The 14,072-nt window shown below is 62.8% G+C and carries 15 protein-coding genes; 8 read left to right on the forward strand and 7 right to left on the reverse strand.

The window, feature by feature from the left end; genetic code table 11:
- Positions 1-251: 251 nt before the first annotated feature.
- From F3J44_RS17630 to F3J44_RS17640, 3 genes are all read right to left on the reverse strand, one after another.
- On the reverse strand, positions 252-803 hold the full coding sequence (locus F3J44_RS17630) for an AAA family ATPase (RefSeq protein ID WP_167070692.1): 552 nt from the start codon (positions 801-803) through the stop codon (positions 252-254).
- Positions 800-1,366 carry a nicotinamide riboside transporter PnuC gene (gene pnuC / locus F3J44_RS17635; RefSeq protein WP_167070693.1) on the reverse strand — a complete coding sequence of 189 codons (567 nt, stop codon included), beginning with the start codon at positions 1,364-1,366 and terminating at the stop codon, positions 800-802. The genes F3J44_RS17630 and pnuC overlap by 4 nt, the downstream gene beginning before the upstream one ends.
- Before the next feature lie 91 nt (positions 1,367-1,457).
- The gene (locus tag F3J44_RS17640) at positions 1,458-3,092 is read right to left on the reverse strand and encodes a methyl-accepting chemotaxis protein (RefSeq protein WP_167274468.1); all 1,635 of its coding nucleotides are present in this window, start codon (positions 3,090-3,092) and stop codon (positions 1,458-1,460) included.
- Positions 3,093-3,386: 294 nt separating this feature from the next.
- Between F3J44_RS17640 and F3J44_RS17645 the strand changes: the two genes are divergently transcribed.
- Positions 3,387-4,220, forward strand: coding sequence for an undecaprenyl-diphosphate phosphatase (locus F3J44_RS17645; RefSeq protein WP_205299967.1), 834 nt, complete (start codon positions 3,387-3,389; stop codon positions 4,218-4,220).
- A 1-nt stretch (position 4,221) separates the two neighbouring features.
- On the forward strand, positions 4,222-4,650 hold the full coding sequence (locus tag F3J44_RS17650; RefSeq protein ID WP_167274473.1) for a DUF1294 domain-containing protein: 429 nt from the start codon (positions 4,222-4,224) through the stop codon (positions 4,648-4,650).
- 161 nt (positions 4,651-4,811) lie between these two features.
- Here the strand turns inward: F3J44_RS17650 and F3J44_RS17655 are convergent, their stop codons facing one another.
- On the reverse strand, positions 4,812-5,171 hold the full coding sequence (locus F3J44_RS17655; protein ID WP_167274476.1) for an MmcQ/YjbR family DNA-binding protein: 360 nt from the start codon (positions 5,169-5,171) through the stop codon (positions 4,812-4,814).
- A gap of 94 nt (positions 5,172-5,265) precedes the next feature.
- On the reverse strand, positions 5,266-5,820 hold the full coding sequence (locus tag F3J44_RS17660; RefSeq protein ID WP_167274478.1) for a VOC family protein: 555 nt from the start codon (positions 5,818-5,820) through the stop codon (positions 5,266-5,268).
- Between the two features lie 123 nt (positions 5,821-5,943).
- Between F3J44_RS17660 and F3J44_RS17665 the strand changes: the two genes are divergently transcribed.
- The 6 genes from F3J44_RS17665 to F3J44_RS17690 all read left to right on the forward strand — a co-directional run bounded on the left by F3J44_RS17665 (position 5,944) and on the right by F3J44_RS17690 (position 10,791).
- Entirely contained in the window at positions 5,944-6,873 is a 930-nt protein-coding gene (locus F3J44_RS17665) for a LysR family transcriptional regulator (RefSeq protein WP_167274481.1), read from the forward strand.
- Positions 6,874-6,986: 113 nt separating this feature from the next.
- Positions 6,987-7,391, forward strand: coding sequence for a nuclear transport factor 2 family protein (locus F3J44_RS17670; RefSeq protein WP_167070700.1), 405 nt, complete (start codon positions 6,987-6,989; stop codon positions 7,389-7,391).
- 27 nt (positions 7,392-7,418) lie between these two features.
- Positions 7,419-7,796 carry a putative quinol monooxygenase gene (locus F3J44_RS17675; protein WP_167070701.1) on the forward strand — a complete coding sequence of 126 codons (378 nt, stop codon included), beginning with the start codon at positions 7,419-7,421 and terminating at the stop codon, positions 7,794-7,796.
- Positions 7,797-7,931: 135 nt separating this feature from the next.
- Complete coding sequence (locus F3J44_RS17680) at positions 7,932-8,879, forward strand: LysR substrate-binding domain-containing protein (protein ID WP_167274485.1); 948 nt, start codon at positions 7,932-7,934, stop codon at positions 8,877-8,879.
- Positions 8,880-9,000: 121 nt separating this feature from the next.
- Positions 9,001-9,612 carry an FMN-dependent NADH-azoreductase gene (locus F3J44_RS17685; RefSeq protein ID WP_167070703.1) on the forward strand — a complete coding sequence of 204 codons (612 nt, stop codon included), beginning with the start codon at positions 9,001-9,003 and terminating at the stop codon, positions 9,610-9,612.
- 132 nt (positions 9,613-9,744) lie between these two features.
- On the forward strand, positions 9,745-10,791 hold the full coding sequence (locus F3J44_RS17690) for a dienelactone hydrolase (RefSeq protein ID WP_167274486.1): 1,047 nt from the start codon (positions 9,745-9,747) through the stop codon (positions 10,789-10,791).
- On the opposite strand, the gene F3J44_RS17695 is transcribed toward F3J44_RS17690, so the two are convergent.
- Both F3J44_RS17695 and F3J44_RS17700 read right to left on the reverse strand, forming a co-directional pair.
- A complete protein-coding gene (locus F3J44_RS17695; protein ID WP_167274490.1) occupies positions 10,753-11,946 on the reverse strand; it encodes an MFS transporter in 1,194 nt (397 codons plus the stop codon). The two genes, F3J44_RS17690 and F3J44_RS17695, sit on opposite strands and share 39 nt — an antisense overlap.
- Before the next feature lie 199 nt (positions 11,947-12,145).
- Entirely contained in the window at positions 12,146-13,732 is a 1,587-nt protein-coding gene (locus tag F3J44_RS17700; protein ID WP_167274493.1) for an ABC-F family ATPase, read from the reverse strand.
- Between the last annotated feature and the right edge of the window lie 340 nt (positions 13,733-14,072).

Genomic DNA, 14,072 nt, shown 5'->3' on the forward strand with positions numbered 1-14,072 from the left:
GGAGGAGAGCGAAAGGCGTGCCGCTTTTTGATTTTATAGAGAATTCAACAGGTTGCGTTCACAGCCTGAACGTGAGCTGAACATGCTGTATCAGCGCTGAGACAGAAATTCAGTAAAACCGGGTTTGGCCCAGCATTTACGTTGCTCGAAGGCCTTCAAGGCACACTGTTTCATCAGCTTGACACTGGCCCGCAAACCCAGGCCAAGCCCGCAGTGACGGGGGCTTGGCCTGCGCGAGTTGTGTCATGGGCTTAACACTCGGTGGCGCAAACCGGTGTTTTTCCAGCCAGCAGCCCTTGCACGGCCTGAAGGCCGGCGGCGCTGCGCTGGGGCCAATCACCGCCAATGATCTGCACGGGGCGCTGGTGGCGCTGCAACCAGTCGAGGCTGTCATCGAAGAACGCCTGGCGGTCGGCCAGGTCTGGCTGGCTGCGCTGGCCATCGGCTACCCAGCCCACGCCCTGCGGGCTGAGCAACAGGTGCAGGTGGTAGTGGCGGCTGAGCAGGGCCTGTTCCAGCCACGGCGGGCAGTCATCGAACAGGGCGCGGCTCCACAGCATGTTGCTGAGCAGGTGCGTGTCGAGAATCAGCAGCTCCGGGGCCTGCAGGCGTGCCTGGTCTTCCCACTGCAACTGGCCCTGGGCAATTGGGGTGATATCGGCATAGCAGGTGTCGCGGCCTTCACGGTCAATGAAGTGGCGCACGTACTCACCCACCACGATGCCTCCGAAGTGGGCCTGGATTTCGCCACTGAGCCAGCTCTTGCCGCTGGATTCCGGCCCGCACAGCACCAGGACCTTCATGCTGGCACCAGCGCTGGGTCGCGGCGCCATTCCAGCCAGCCACGCACGGCAATCAGGGTAAGCAGGGCGAACAGGCCGGCCGTGAAGTACAGCTGCTGGTGCAGGTACAGGCCGACGTAGACCACATCCACCACAACCCACAGTGGCCAGCACTGCACGCGCTTCTGTGCCATCCACAGCTGGGCGACCAGGCTGAAGCCGGTGAGCGTGGCGTCCAGCCAGGGCATCGCGGCATCGGTCCAGTGGGCCATGGCAGCGCCAAGGGCCACGCTTAGCAGGGCGCCGGCCACCAGGCCAGCCAGCAGCGCGGGCGGCCCCAGGCGCGACACCTGGCGTGCTTCAGCCACCTGGTCAGGGCGTTTCCACTGCCACCAGCCATACAGTTGCAGCAGCGCATAGGCCAGTTGCAGGAGCATGCCGGAGTACAACTTCACCTCGAAGAACAGCCAGCCATAGATAAGCACCATCACCAGGCCAATTGGCCAGCACCAGGCGTTCTGTTTGACGGTGAGCCATACGGCGATGACGCCGAGCACGGCGGCGATGAGTTCGAGGCCGGACATCGGCGATCCTTGGGGCGAGAGGGGGCGCGATTGTAGCGCGTGGCAGCAGGAAGGAGTAGGCGCGAATCCACAAGGGTCGCGCCTGCGCAGGCTACACCTTGAACTGGCGCAACAGCTGTTCGAGCTCTTCGCTGAGTTGCCCCAGCGCCACCCCGGCGCTGCTCGACTGCAGCGCCGCATCGGCGGTTTGCTGGGACAGGCCGGCGGTGTCCAGCACGTTGCGGTTGATCTCCTCGACCACATGCGATTGCTGCAAGGTGGCGCTGGCGATCGAGGCATTGAGGGCGGTGAGGTTGTGCAACGCCTGGCTGATGGCATCCAGGCTGGTGCCGGCCTCGCGGGCTTGCTCGACGGTTTGGCGCGAGGCTTCGCTGCTGGTGTCGATGGCCTTCACGGCCGCGTCCGACTGCCCTTGCAGGTGCTCGATCATGGTATGGATCTCGGCCGTCGACTGGGCCGTGCGCTGGGCCAGCAGGCGCACTTCGTCGGCCACCACGGCAAACCCGCGGCCTTGCTCGCCGGCGCGGGCCGCCTCGATGGCGGCGTTGAGGGCCAGCAGGTTGGTTTGTTCGGCAATCGAGCGAATTACCTCCAGCACACCGCCAATCTTGGTGCTATGCCCGGCCAGGTCACGGATCACCTGCACGGCTTGGTCGATGGTTGCCGAGAGCCGGTCGATCTGCTGCAGGCTGCCATGGATGGCCTGCTGGCCGTGCTGCACCTGCTGCTGCGCGGCGCGCATTTCGCCGGCGGCCTGTTCGGCGGTCTTGGCCACGTCCTGCACGGCGTAGGTGACTTCGTTGACGGCCGTGGCCACCTGGTCCATCTGCAACGATTGCTGGGCGCTGTGTTGCTGCGCGGCCCCGGCGTTGTCGCCGACCTGGCCGGCCGATTGGGCGAGGGCGTGGGCGGCCCCTTGCAACTGGCCGACCACACCCTGCAGCTTGCCGTTGAAGCGGTTGAAATGTTCGCCCAGGTGGGTGATTTCATCGCGGCCGTGGGTGTCCAGGCGCCGGGTCAGGTCGCTCTCGCCGCTGGCGATATTGCCCATCGCCTGCACTGCCTCCTGCAAGGGGCGGGCGATGCTGCGGGCGATCAGTGTCACCACCAGCGCCAGCAGCAGGGCGATGACCAAGCCGATCAGCGAGGCATCGCGCAGCTGGCGGGCGAACTCGGCCTGAACGTCATCGACATACACCCCCGAACCAATGATCCAGCCCCAGGGCTTGAACAGTTGGATGTAGGAAGTTTTGGCCACCGGCTCGCTGGCACCCGGCTTGGGCCAACGGTAGTCGACGGGGCCGGCGCCCTGGCTGCGGGCGAGGGCGACCATTTCGTTGAACACGGCAAAGCCGTCTGGGTCGCGGATGGCCGAGAGGTCCTGGCCATCGAGCTTGGGGTTGGCCGCGTGCATGATCATCGTCGGCCCCAGGTCGTTGATCCAGAAATAGTCGTTCTGGTCATAGCGCAATGCGCGCACCACCTGCAGGGCCTGTTGCTGGGCCGCCTCGCGGCTGAGCGTGCCGGCGGCCTCAAGGCCTTGGTAATAGGCCAGCACCCCGGCTGCGGTCTGTACCACGTGGCGGGTCTTTTCCGCCTTGGCCTGGTACAGATCGCCATGGATCTGGCGCAGCATCAGCAGGCCGAGCACCACCAGCATGCCCACCGCAACCACCAGGATCAGCCACAACCGCCGGCTGATCGACATCGACCGCAATGTCTTCATCACCTGCCACTCCTGCTTTGTTCTTGTTATTCAGGTGCATCCAAGCATGCTTTGCTTATCGGCCACACCCGACTAATGGCTAAGTGCTGGTATTTGGCTACTCTGCCATTGGGCTCGCGAGCCTTTGCAACAACGCTTTGCTAGGATTTCGGCCATGCAAGATGAAACCTTTAGGCACGGTGAACTTTTCCACTGGCGCCGGTCCCAGCACAGGCTGTAAAAAGGCGCGCCGCGTGCGGTAATCACTAGCAAATCAAAGAATAAGGGGCCTGCAAGAGCAGTGCTCCAGGGGGAATGATGGATTTTTGGACCGCCTTGCAGGCAATTATCTTGGGTGTGGTGGAAGGGCTCACGGAGTTTCTGCCGATCTCCAGTACCGGGCACCAGATCATCGTCGCCGACCTGATCGATTTTGGTGGCGAGCGGGCAATGGCGTTCAACATCATCATCCAGCTCGCTGCCATCCTTGCGGTGGTGTGGGAGTTTCGCAGCAAGATCCTCGACATTGTCTTCGGCCTGCCCAGCCAGCCCAAGGCACGGCGCTTTACCGCCAACCTGTTGCTGGCATTCCTGCCGGCCGTGGTGCTGGGCGTGCTGTTTGCCGACTTGATTCACCACTACCTGTTCAACCCGATCACCGTGGCCACGGCGCTGGTGATTGGTGGGGTGATCATGTTGTGGGCCGAGCGCCGCGAGCACCGTGTGGACGTCGACCATGTGGACGACATGCGCTGGACCCACGCGCTGAAGATCGGCTTCGTGCAGTGCCTGGCGATGATTCCGGGCACCTCGCGCTCGGGCTCGACCATCATCGGCGGCCTGCTGTTTGGCCTGTCGCGCAAGGCGGCCACGGAGTTCTCGTTCTTCCTGGCGATGCCGACCATGGTCGGGGCGGCGGTGTACTCGGGCTACAAGTACCGTGACTTGTTCCAGCCGGGCGATTTGCCGGTGTTCGCCATCGGTTTCGTCACCTCGTTCATCTTCGCCATGATCGCCGTGCGTGCGCTGCTCAAGTTCATTGCCAACCACAGCTATGCCGCGTTTGCCTGGTACCGCATCGTCTTTGGCTTGTTCATCCTGGCGACCTGGCAGTTCGGCTGGGTGGACTGGTCGACGGCGAACAGCTGACATGGCCAAGGCACAAGGTACGGCGGCACGCGGCGCCGAACGTGGGGTGGGCGTGCGCCATGCACGCCTGAAAGGGCTGGCGCTGGGCTTGTTGTGCCTGTTGCCGGTAGTGGGCGCAGTGCAGCTGGGTTGGCGCGGGCAGGGCTGGGTAGCGCTGGCGCTGTACCCACTGGCAAGCGTGATCAGCCTGCTGTTGTACTGGCGGGACAAGCGCCAGGCCCAGCGCAACGCCTGGCGCACGCCGGAAAAGGTGCTGCACGCCAGCGAGCTGCTGGGCGGCTGGCCGGGGGCGTTGGTGGCGCAGCAGCTGCTGCGCCACAAAACCCGCAAGCTGTCGTACCAGTTGGTGTTCTGGGGGATTGTGCTGGTGCACCAGGTGTTCTGGATAGACTACCTGTTCCTGGGGGCGCGGTTGTTGCCGTTCGGTTGATGGTTGCCTGTACCGGCCCTCGTCCGGATGGAATCGTAACTATCTGGTTTAAATGATATTTCTGTAGGAGCGGGCTTGACCCGCGAAGCAGGCACCGCGGCGCATGGCACCGGCTAAGCCGGTGTTCGCGGGGCAAGCCCGCTCCTACACAAAACGGCCATTTAAATCATCAAGCCCACCTGCAGCCTCTTCGGCAAGCGCTTCACCACCAACTGGTGCGAGCGCTGCAGCAGGTCGCACAACTCGTCCCGGCCCATGGGGTAGGGCTGCTCCATGCTCACCCACTTGGCCCGCGCCAGATACGGCGCCGGCCGCACACCGGGCCGGTCGCAGTAGCCCAGGAACAGCTCGTCGGCAACCTTGAACATCAACGCTGCGCCTTGCAGCCCCTGTACCGCGAACATCTTGTTGCCAGCCACCGAGAACACCCGCAGCCCGCCCCATTTGTAGTCTTCCCGCGCGCCGGGCAGGCTCAGGCAATACTCGGCCACCTGTTGCTCGGTCATTTTCTGTTTGGACATACCGCTCTCCACAAGCCTCGAAGGGATGCCGCCAGGTGATCGACCCACGCCTGCGTCGCCAGCAAATTGTACCCGCAGAGCCGAGCAAATAGCCCTACAGCACAGCAGCGCTCGAAACCAACTCCACCTGGGCGCCCCACGGTGTCAGGAAGTACATCCACTGCACACCATCGGCATTGGTGATTGGCTCATTGAGAATCGTCAGGCCCTTGGCCTTGATGATCGACAGGCTGCGCGCCATGTCCGCGGTCTTGAGGGCAAAGTGGCTTGCGCCGATGTCATCGCCGTGCGGGTGAACTTGATTGATGTGCGAGCCACGATACTGGAACAGTTCGATCTTGGCCCCGCCCGTCAATTCCAGCATTACGAAGCGTTGCAACTCACTGGATTGATGCCAGCGGAACTGTGTTTTCCACGCGGGGGGGACATTGCCCGGCGTGATGTCAGAGATCACTTTGGCACCGGTCAGGTCGGAAAAGAAGCCAATGGCCGCGTTGATATCCGGCACGTTCATGCCGACGTGATCGATCATCGACACCTGAAGCCTATCGGGCGTCGATTGGGGGAGCGGGGTGCTGGTGGCGGCAGCCTGGGCATGCGAGGCGAGGGTTACGGATAATGCAATCAAGGCGGTCTTTACGGTTTTCATGGTGGGTATTTTCTCGGTTGATCAGGTAGGTGAGCAGCCCGAAGTGCTGCGATGGGATAAGCGTATCGACGCGCCGGAAAATTCAAAATAGAATTGCTTGAAACCCATCGTTGCAGAAATGAAATGAGCAAACTTCCTGATTTCGAAGGCTTGGCCATGTTCGCCAAAGTGGCAGAAGAAGGTTCCTTCGCCGCGGCGGCGCGGGTCATGGGCGTGTCGGTGCCGACGGTGTCGCGCGCGGTCGCACGGCTGGAAGAGCGGCTGGGCGGGCGCCTGTTCAATCGCACCTCACGGCAGTTGTCGTTGACCGAATTCGGCCACAGCATGGCCGGCAAGGCGGGTGAGATCTATCGCCAGGCTGAGGAGGTCGAGGGCGAGGCCATGGAGCTGTCGGTACAGCCACGCGGCCAGGTTCGGCTGGCCGTGCCGATGTCGTTCGGGCTGCGTTGGGTGGCGCCGTTGCTGCCGAAGCTGATTCTTCAGTACCCTGAGCTGTCTATCGACCTGCACCTGTCCGATGCCTCGGTGGACCTGGTGGCCGATGGTTTCGACGCAGCGTTGCGGATTGCCGCGTTGCCCGATTCGTCACTGGTGGCCAGGCGACTGTGCGCCGTTACTCAGTTTCTGGTGGCTTCGCCTGCTTACCTGCAACAGCACGGTCGCCCGCAGCACCCGAGGGATTTGGCAAACGTGCCATGCCTGAGCTACGCCTACCGCGCCCGCACCCAGGTGTGGCGCTTCACCGATGCCTCCGGCACTGAAGAAGATGTTGTGCCGAACGGTCCGCTGCGCGTCACCAACTCGGACGCCATGCTGCCGGTATTGCTCGAAGGCCTGGCCATTTCCGAATTGCCAGAGTTCATCGCCAGTGAATACCTGGCCGATGGCCGCCTGGAGCGGTTATTGCCTGAATGGAGCATGACCCGGGGCGGGCTGTACTTCGTGACGCCCTCGGCGCGCACACGCCCGGCGAAGATCAGGGCACTGTCCGATTTCTTCCATGAGCACCTGTCTGACCCCGCCTGGCGTTGGGAAGGCAAGGTGATTTCATAAGTGAAACGATAGCTTTCAATCTTTGCTATTTTCGTGGTTGGCACGGCTGGTTAATGTGGTCCGCATGTTCGGCGATCCCGCGCCGCAACCTGAAGCCCCCGAGGACGATGACCATGAAAAATGCCGTGCAACTCTTTCAGCAGTACCTGGACACGATCCAGGATCCACGTGCCGCCGCCGCGCTATTCGCCGACGACGGTGCGCTGGAAATCCCTTATCTCAAATCCCTGGGCATCCCTGATCGTGCCCAAGGGCCGCAGCAGATCGAAGCCTTCATCGCAGCGCTGTTGGTGAAAGTGCCGGACTTCAAGTTCCGCAGCATTCGCTTCCTGATCGATACCCCGGACCAGGCGTTCGCCGAATACGATGTAGAAGCGCCAGTGCCGGCCACCGGGCGAATCTACCAGCAGTCCTACGCCGGGCGCCTGGTGGCGCACGACGGCAAGATCCAGTTGTTGCGCGAGTCGATGAACACCCTTGCCGCCGCCACCGCCTTCGCCCCGCGCGATGCTGCCTGAACCCTATCGAACGCCTGGAGAATACCTATGCAAGCCACCCACATCGCCGCAGCGTCCGACCACGACAAGACTCAACCTACGCAGATTCTGGTCAGCGCCTATTACCGCGTTCATCCCGATGACCGCCAGACGTTCATCGACGCCGTTGTTCCGGAAATGCTCGCCGCGCAGAAGCTTCCGGGCTGCATCTACTATGCGTTTGCCCAGGATCTGAGCAACCCGAATACCTTTCACCTCACTGAAGGGTGGGCTGATGAGCAGGCGTATGAACGCCATGAGCACTCGGCCACGTTCCTGCATGCGCTGGCCACGGTGGTGAAGAACGTGCGGATCCTGAGCCGGGAAGGCATTCGCTATGACGTAGCCAAACAACACATCGACGACCCGCGTGGAAAAGTCCAATAGGTCAAATGTGCAAGGGCTCTGAACATCATGTAAACGGCGACAGTCCAGCTCAATGGCGTCGCTCTGGCAGTTGTAGGTTCAAGCGGTCGTTACCTGCAATAATGGCCTTTGTTCTTCGGCTGCCGGATTGCCCCTGTGTTTGACTACAACGAATTGTACTTCTTCGCCCAAGTGGTCGAGCACAAGGGCTTTGCCGCGGCCGCCAGGAAAATTGGCATTCCGAAATCCAAGCTAAGCCGCCGGGTTCTTGCCCTTGAAGAACGGCTGGGCGTGCGCCTGATCCAGCGCTCAACACGGAAATTCACCGTCACCGAGATCGGGCAGGACTACTACCGTCATTGCGTAGGCATGCTGGTTGAGGCCGATGCTGCTGAAAAGGTCATCGAGCAGTCGCGATCAGAGCCCCATGGGCTAATCCGCGTCAGCTGCCCGCCGGCGCTGGCGGCGATGGGGGTGAGCGATGCCATGGCGAAGTTCATGGTCGCTCACCCCAACGTGCAGATCCAGGTCGAGAGCACCAACCGCAGAGTGGACGTGTTGGGGGAAGGCTTCGACATCGCGTTGCGTGTGCGCTTCCCCCCTCTGCAAGACGAAAACCTTTTCCTCAAGGTGTTCGGCGAAAGCTATCAGAAGCTCGTGGCGAAACCGTCGCTGGTCGAAGGCATTCAATTGGAAGAGCCCGCCGATCTCATTGGGCTGCCTAGCATGGACCTGGCGCCAGCCAATCGTGACCACCGCTGGGCATTTATCGACCCCTCTGGGAACCGTGTAGAGGTCCCCCATAGCCCACGCTTCGTCACTGCCGACCTGGACTCACTTCACCGGGCCGCGATCAAGGGCGTGGGGGTTGTACAGATGCCAGAGGTGATGGTGAGGCATGACCTGGAGGCTGGTTTGCTCGTCGAGGTGTTGCCAGCTTATCGACCGCCTAGCGGGCTAATCCATGCTGTCTACCCCTCCAAGCGCGGGTTGCTTCCGTCCGTGCGTGGGCTGATTGACCTTCTTGCCGAAGAGCTTGGGGCGAACGCTGAAGCGGACCGGAAGGCCTGCGAAGCAGCAGGCAAGATACCCAAAGCGTCGTGACTGTTCCATCTGTGGGACAAACTAACGCATTTTCTGCGACTTATCAGCCATTCGACATCCCGGTAGGATTCTCCCCATCGTGATCGCCCAACGCTGCGGTCTTCATTCACAGGAGAGTCCCATGAAACTGTTGCACATCGATTCGAGCATCCTGGGCGACAATTCCGCCTCCCGCCAGCTGAGCCGCGAAGTGGTTGACGCCTGGAAGGCTGCCGACCCAAGCATCGAGGTGGTTTACCGCGACCTGGCCGCCGACGCCATCGCCCACTTCTCGTCGGCCACCCTGGTGGCAGCTGGCACCCCGGAAGAAGCCCGTGACGCTGCCCAGGCCTTCGAAGCCAAGCTGAGCGCCGAAACCCTGGCCGAATTCCTTGCCGCCGATGCCGTGGTGATTGGCGCCCCCATGTACAACTTCAGCGTGCCGACCCAGCTCAAAGCCTGGATCGACCGCGTTGCCGTCGCCGGCAAGACCTTCCAGTACACCGAAGCCGGCCCGCAAGGCCTGTGCGGCGACAAGAAGGTGGTGCTGGTGTCCACCGCCGGTGGCCTGCACGCTGGCCAGCCAACCGGTGTTGGCCATGAGGACTTCCTCAAGGTATTCCTCGGCTTCATCGGCATCACCGAAGTAGAAGTGGTGCGTGCCCATGGCCTGGCCTACGGCCCGGAGCAGCGCACCCAGGCCATCGACGCGGCCCAGGCGCAAATCGCCAACGAACTGTTCGCTGCCGCCTGATCGCAAGCCTTGTAAAAAAGCCGGCTGTCGCCTTTGGGCGGCAGCCGGCTTTTTTCATCCAGTTTTCATGTGCCTGCGGGGCCGTCAGTCCTATGCTGACAAAATCCCCTCGCTCTGTGCGGAAGCCGGCCGATGAAGACCTCCCGTTGCGTGTTGGCCGTGCTCCTGTTCGCTGGCCTGCTGGCCCAGGCCCAGGCATCCAGCTGGGTGGCGGGCCTGCATCACATGACCCTGACCGACCCGGTGGACGAGCGGCCGATGCAGGCGCTGGCGTTCTATCCGTCCCAAGGCACCTTGCACAACATCCGTATCGACGGCTACCCGGTCGATGTTGCCGAGGAAGCCCCGGTTGCACTCGGGCAGTTCCCACTGCTGGTGTTGTCCCACGGCAATACCGGTAGCCCGTTGGCCCTTCATTATTTGGCTACTTCCCTGGCCCGTGAGGGGTTCGTGGTGGTGGCGGTGATCCACCCCGGTGACAACGCCCGCGACCACAGCCGCCTGGGTACGCTGAGCAACCTCTATGGCCGGCCTTTGCAGGTCAGTGCAGCCATTACTGCAGCGCGCGAGGATGCCCTGCTCGGGCCGTACCTGAATGACGGCAAGGTGGGGGTGATCGGTTATTCGGCAGGTGGCGAAACCGCGCTGATTCTGTCAGGCGGCCAGCCCGACCTTGACCGCCTGCGCCAGTACTGCCTGGAGCGCCCCACCGACAACGACGCCTGCAAGACCCACGGCGTGCTGATTGCCGACCGCAGTGAGCTGGCGCCCAAGGCCGACGCGCGGGTGGGCGCGGTGATGCTGATGGCGCCGTTGAGCCTGATGTTCGGGCGCCATGCCCTGGCCGGGGTGAAGGTGCCAGCGCTGATCTACAGCGGTGACAGCGACCAGTTGGTGGCCGTGGACCGCAATGCCGAGGCCCTGGCGCGCAAGCTGCCGTTAACCCCGGACTACCGCCTGCTGGCCGGTGCCGGGCACTTCGTGTTCATGGCCCGCTGCGACGATGAGCAGCGCACGCGCATGGCCGCGCTGTGCAAGGATGCCGAAGGGGTCGACCGCCGGCATATTCACCATTCCCTGCAGCAGGATACCGCAGCCTTCTTCACCCAGGCCCTGGGCGGGCCCGAGCATGCCGAACGCTCAGCCGCGACGGCTGCGCCGCGCCAGCAGCAGCGTTAGGCCGACCCCGGCCAGGGCCAGCAACGCGGCAACGCAGAAGATCGAGGCGTAGCCCAAGTGTACGGCGACGCTGCCCATCACCGGCCCGGCAATCGCCAACGCCATGTCGAAGAACACCGCATAGGCGCCCAACCCGGCTCCGCGGCTGCTGCTGGGCACCTGCCTGATCGCCTCCACGCCCAGCGCCGGGTACACCAGCGACAGCCCAAAGCCGGTCAGCCCCGCCCCCAGCAGTGCCCAGGCCGGGGAGGGTGCCAACCACAGCAGGCTCAGGCCGAGCACTTCGGTGGCCATGCAGGCCATGGCCACGTTGTAGCCGCCAAAACGGTTCACGGCATTGACGAACAGCAGCCGGGAAATGATGAAACACACACCAAACGCGCTCAGGCACCAGGCCGCGCCGACCCAGCCGCGTTCCAAATAGTAGAGGGTAACGAAGGTAGTGAGTGTGCCGTAACCGATCGACGCCAGGGTCAGGCCCAGGCCACAGGGCGCCACGCGGCTGAATGCCGACCAGAACGGCAGCCGTTCGCCCCGCGTCACCAGCACATCCGGGCGCTTGCGCAACACCAGCAAGGCCGCCAGGGCCAGCACCAGCAGGGTAGGGCCGAGCACGCTGAAATCCAGGCTGGCCGTCGCCAGAACGCCCACCGGTGCACCAATGGCGATGGCGCCGTAGGAGGCAATGCCGTTCCAGGAGATGACCCGGGCGGTATGCTCGGGCCCGACCTGGCTGATGCCCCAGCTGAGCGTGGCAACGCCGATCAGGCCCTGGGCCAGCCCCAGCAGCACCCGGCCGCCCAGCAACAGGGCCAGGCTCAGCAGCGGAAGCTGCAACGACCAGGCCGAGAGCAGCGTCAGCACCCCGCACCCGGCGATACCGATCAGGCCATAGCGAATGGCTTTCTTGCCCCCCAGGGTATCGGCCACACGCCCGGCAAACGGGCGGCTGAGCAGGGTTGTCAGGTACTGCAGGCCGATGGTGACCCCCGCGATGACGGCGCCGAAACCCAGCTGGTCATGCACGTAGCCGGGCAACACCGCGATCGGCAGGCCGATGCAGAGGAAGGCGATGAAGGTGTAGAAAACGATCGAAAGGATCTGCAGGGTGATGCTGAAGGTACTGCTGGCGGGGGCGGGTTGCTGCGCGGTCATGGGCTCGTTCGCGGGTGGGCGGTTTAGCGTGCGCCCATCATGGCCGGTGTGGAGGGGAAATGAAAGCAGGCTAACGAATTATTCGTCGGGTTGTGCCAACCTGTGGGATTTGTGTTGGCCTTATTCGCGGGGCAAGCCCGCTCCTACAGGAACGGGCTTGTTCCGCGAAAGGGCCGCCCAGGCGGCCCAGTCAGTCAGCTCAGACCACGACGCCCTGGCTACGCAGGTAATCGTCATAGGTCCCGCTGAAGTCCACCACGCCATCAGGGCTCAGCTCGATGATGCGGGTTGCCAGCGACGACACGAACTCACGGTCATGGCTGACGAACAGCAGGGTGCCTGGGTAGTTCTCCAGCGCCAGGTTCAGCGCTTCGATCGATTCCATGTCCAGGTGGTTGGTCGGCTCGTCCATCACCAGCACGTTCGGCTTCTGCAGAATCAGCTTGCCGAACAGCATGCGGCCTTGCTCGCCACCGGAAATCACTTTCACCGACTTCAGGATCTCGTCGTTGGAGAACAGCATGCGCCCCAGGGTGCCGCGGATCACCTGCTCGCCGCTGGTCCACTGGCCCATCCAGTCGAACAGGGTCATGTCGTCTTCGAAGTCGTGGGCGTGGTCCTGGGCGTAGTAGCCCACTTCGGCGCTGTCGGTCCACTTCACCGAACCTGCATCCGGGGTCATCTCGCCGACCAGGGTGCGCAGCAGGGTAGTCTTGCCGATACCGTTGGGGCCGATGATCGCCACGCGCTCGCCGGCTTCGACGGTGATGTCGAAGTTCTTGAACAGCACCTTGTCATCGAAGGCTTTCGCCATTTTCTCGACGACCACCGCCTGGCGGTGCAGTTTCTTGGTCTGTTCGAAACGAATGAATGGGCTGACGCGGCTGGAAGGCTTGACCTCGGCCAGCTGGATCTTGTCGATCTGCTTGGCGCGCGAAGTGGCCTGCTTGGCCTTGGAGGCGTTGGCCGAGAAGCGGCTGACGAAGGTCTGCAGTTCGGCGATCTGGGCTTTCTTCTTGGCGTTGTCCGACAGCAACTGCTCGCGCGACTGGGTGGCCGCGGTCATGTACTCGTCGTAGTTGCCCGGGAACAGGCGCAGCTCACCGTAGTCCAGGTCGGCCATGTGCGTGCACACGCTGTTGAGGAAGTGCCGGTCGTGGGAAATGATGATCATGGTGCTGTTACGCGCCGTGAGGATGGTTTCCAGCCAGCGGATGGTGTTGATGTCCAGGTGGTTGGTTGGCTCGTCGAGCAGCAGCACGTCCGGGTCCGAGAACAGCGCCTGGGCCAGCAGCACACGCAGCTTCCAGCCAGGTGCCACTTCGCTCATCGGGCCAAAGTGCTGCTCCAGCGGAATACCCAGGCCCAGCAGCAGTTCACCGGCGCGGGACTCGGCGGTGTAGCCGTCCATTTCGGCGAATTCGGTTTCCAGCTCGGCGACGGCCATACCGTCTTCCTCGGTCATTTCCGGCAGCGAGTAGATGCGGTCGCGCTCGGCCTTGACTTTCCACAGCTGGCCGTGGCCCATGATGACGGTGTCGATCACGGTGAATTCTTCGTAGGCGAACTGGTCCTGGCGCAGCTTGCCCAGGCGGGTGTTCGGCTCAAGCATGACCTGGCCACCGGACGGCTCCAGGTCGCCGCCGAGGATCTTCATGAAGGTCGACTTGCCGCAACCGTTGGCGCCGATCAGGCCGTAGCGGTTGCCGTTGTTGAATTTGACCGAGACGTTTTCGAACAGCGGCTTGGAGCCGAACTGCATGGTGATGTTGGCGGTGGAGATCAAAGGGCTTACCTATCAGTAACTTACATAGTGCTTTTTCAGCTTGGGACCAATTTGGGACCAATCTGGAGCTTTTCGAGCTCCTGCCAGTCGTTGGACGAGTGAATCCAACGTGCACACGTCGATAAGAGCATCTGCACGCTTTGCCCGAGCTGTTGGGCGATAAATGCGGGGGTTGAGACCAGACATTGAGCCTATTGTCGCATAGGTGTGGCGGCAGTTATACGGGGGCGGTGCCTGATCCCTAAGCGCTTGATGATCGGCCACCCTGGGGTGATGAAGTCCGTCCTACCCCTGCGAGCTGCAATCCCCCTGTAGGAGCGGGCTTGCCCCGCGAAGCAGG

The sequence above is a fragment of the Pantoea sp. Tr-811 genome (genome assembly GCF_011752535.1).
Taxonomy (GTDB): domain Bacteria; phylum Pseudomonadota; class Gammaproteobacteria; order Pseudomonadales; family Pseudomonadaceae; genus Aquipseudomonas.

Bases quoted from the DNA above. Each gene is read 5' to 3' on its own strand.
- F3J44_RS17630 (WP_167070692.1), bottom strand. From the start codon at position 803: ATGAAGGTCCTGGTGCTGTGCGGGCCGGAATCCAGCGGCAAGAGCTGG.
- pnuC (WP_167070693.1), bottom strand. From the start codon at position 1,366: ATGTCCGGCCTCGAACTCATCGCCGCCGTGCTCGGCGTCATCGCCGTA.
- F3J44_RS17640 (WP_167274468.1), bottom strand. From the start codon at position 3,092: ATGAAGACATTGCGGTCGATGTCGATCAGCCGGCGGTTGTGGCTGATC.
- F3J44_RS17645 (WP_205299967.1), top strand. From the start codon at position 3,387: ATGATGGATTTTTGGACCGCCTTGCAGGCAATTATCTTGGGTGTGGTG.
- F3J44_RS17650 (WP_167274473.1), top strand. From the start codon at position 4,222: ATGGCCAAGGCACAAGGTACGGCGGCACGCGGCGCCGAACGTGGGGTG.
- F3J44_RS17655 (WP_167274476.1), bottom strand. From the start codon at position 5,171: ATGTCCAAACAGAAAATGACCGAGCAACAGGTGGCCGAGTATTGCCTG.
- F3J44_RS17660 (WP_167274478.1), bottom strand. From the start codon at position 5,820: ATGAAAACCGTAAAGACCGCCTTGATTGCATTATCCGTAACCCTCGCC.
- F3J44_RS17665 (WP_167274481.1), top strand. From the start codon at position 5,944: ATGAGCAAACTTCCTGATTTCGAAGGCTTGGCCATGTTCGCCAAAGTG.
- F3J44_RS17670 (WP_167070700.1), top strand. From the start codon at position 6,987: ATGAAAAATGCCGTGCAACTCTTTCAGCAGTACCTGGACACGATCCAG.
- F3J44_RS17675 (WP_167070701.1), top strand. From the start codon at position 7,419: ATGCAAGCCACCCACATCGCCGCAGCGTCCGACCACGACAAGACTCAA.
- F3J44_RS17685 (WP_167070703.1), top strand. From the start codon at position 9,001: ATGAAACTGTTGCACATCGATTCGAGCATCCTGGGCGACAATTCCGCC.
- F3J44_RS17690 (WP_167274486.1), top strand. From the start codon at position 9,745: ATGAAGACCTCCCGTTGCGTGTTGGCCGTGCTCCTGTTCGCTGGCCTG.
- F3J44_RS17695 (WP_167274490.1), bottom strand. From the start codon at position 11,946: ATGACCGCGCAGCAACCCGCCCCCGCCAGCAGTACCTTCAGCATCACC.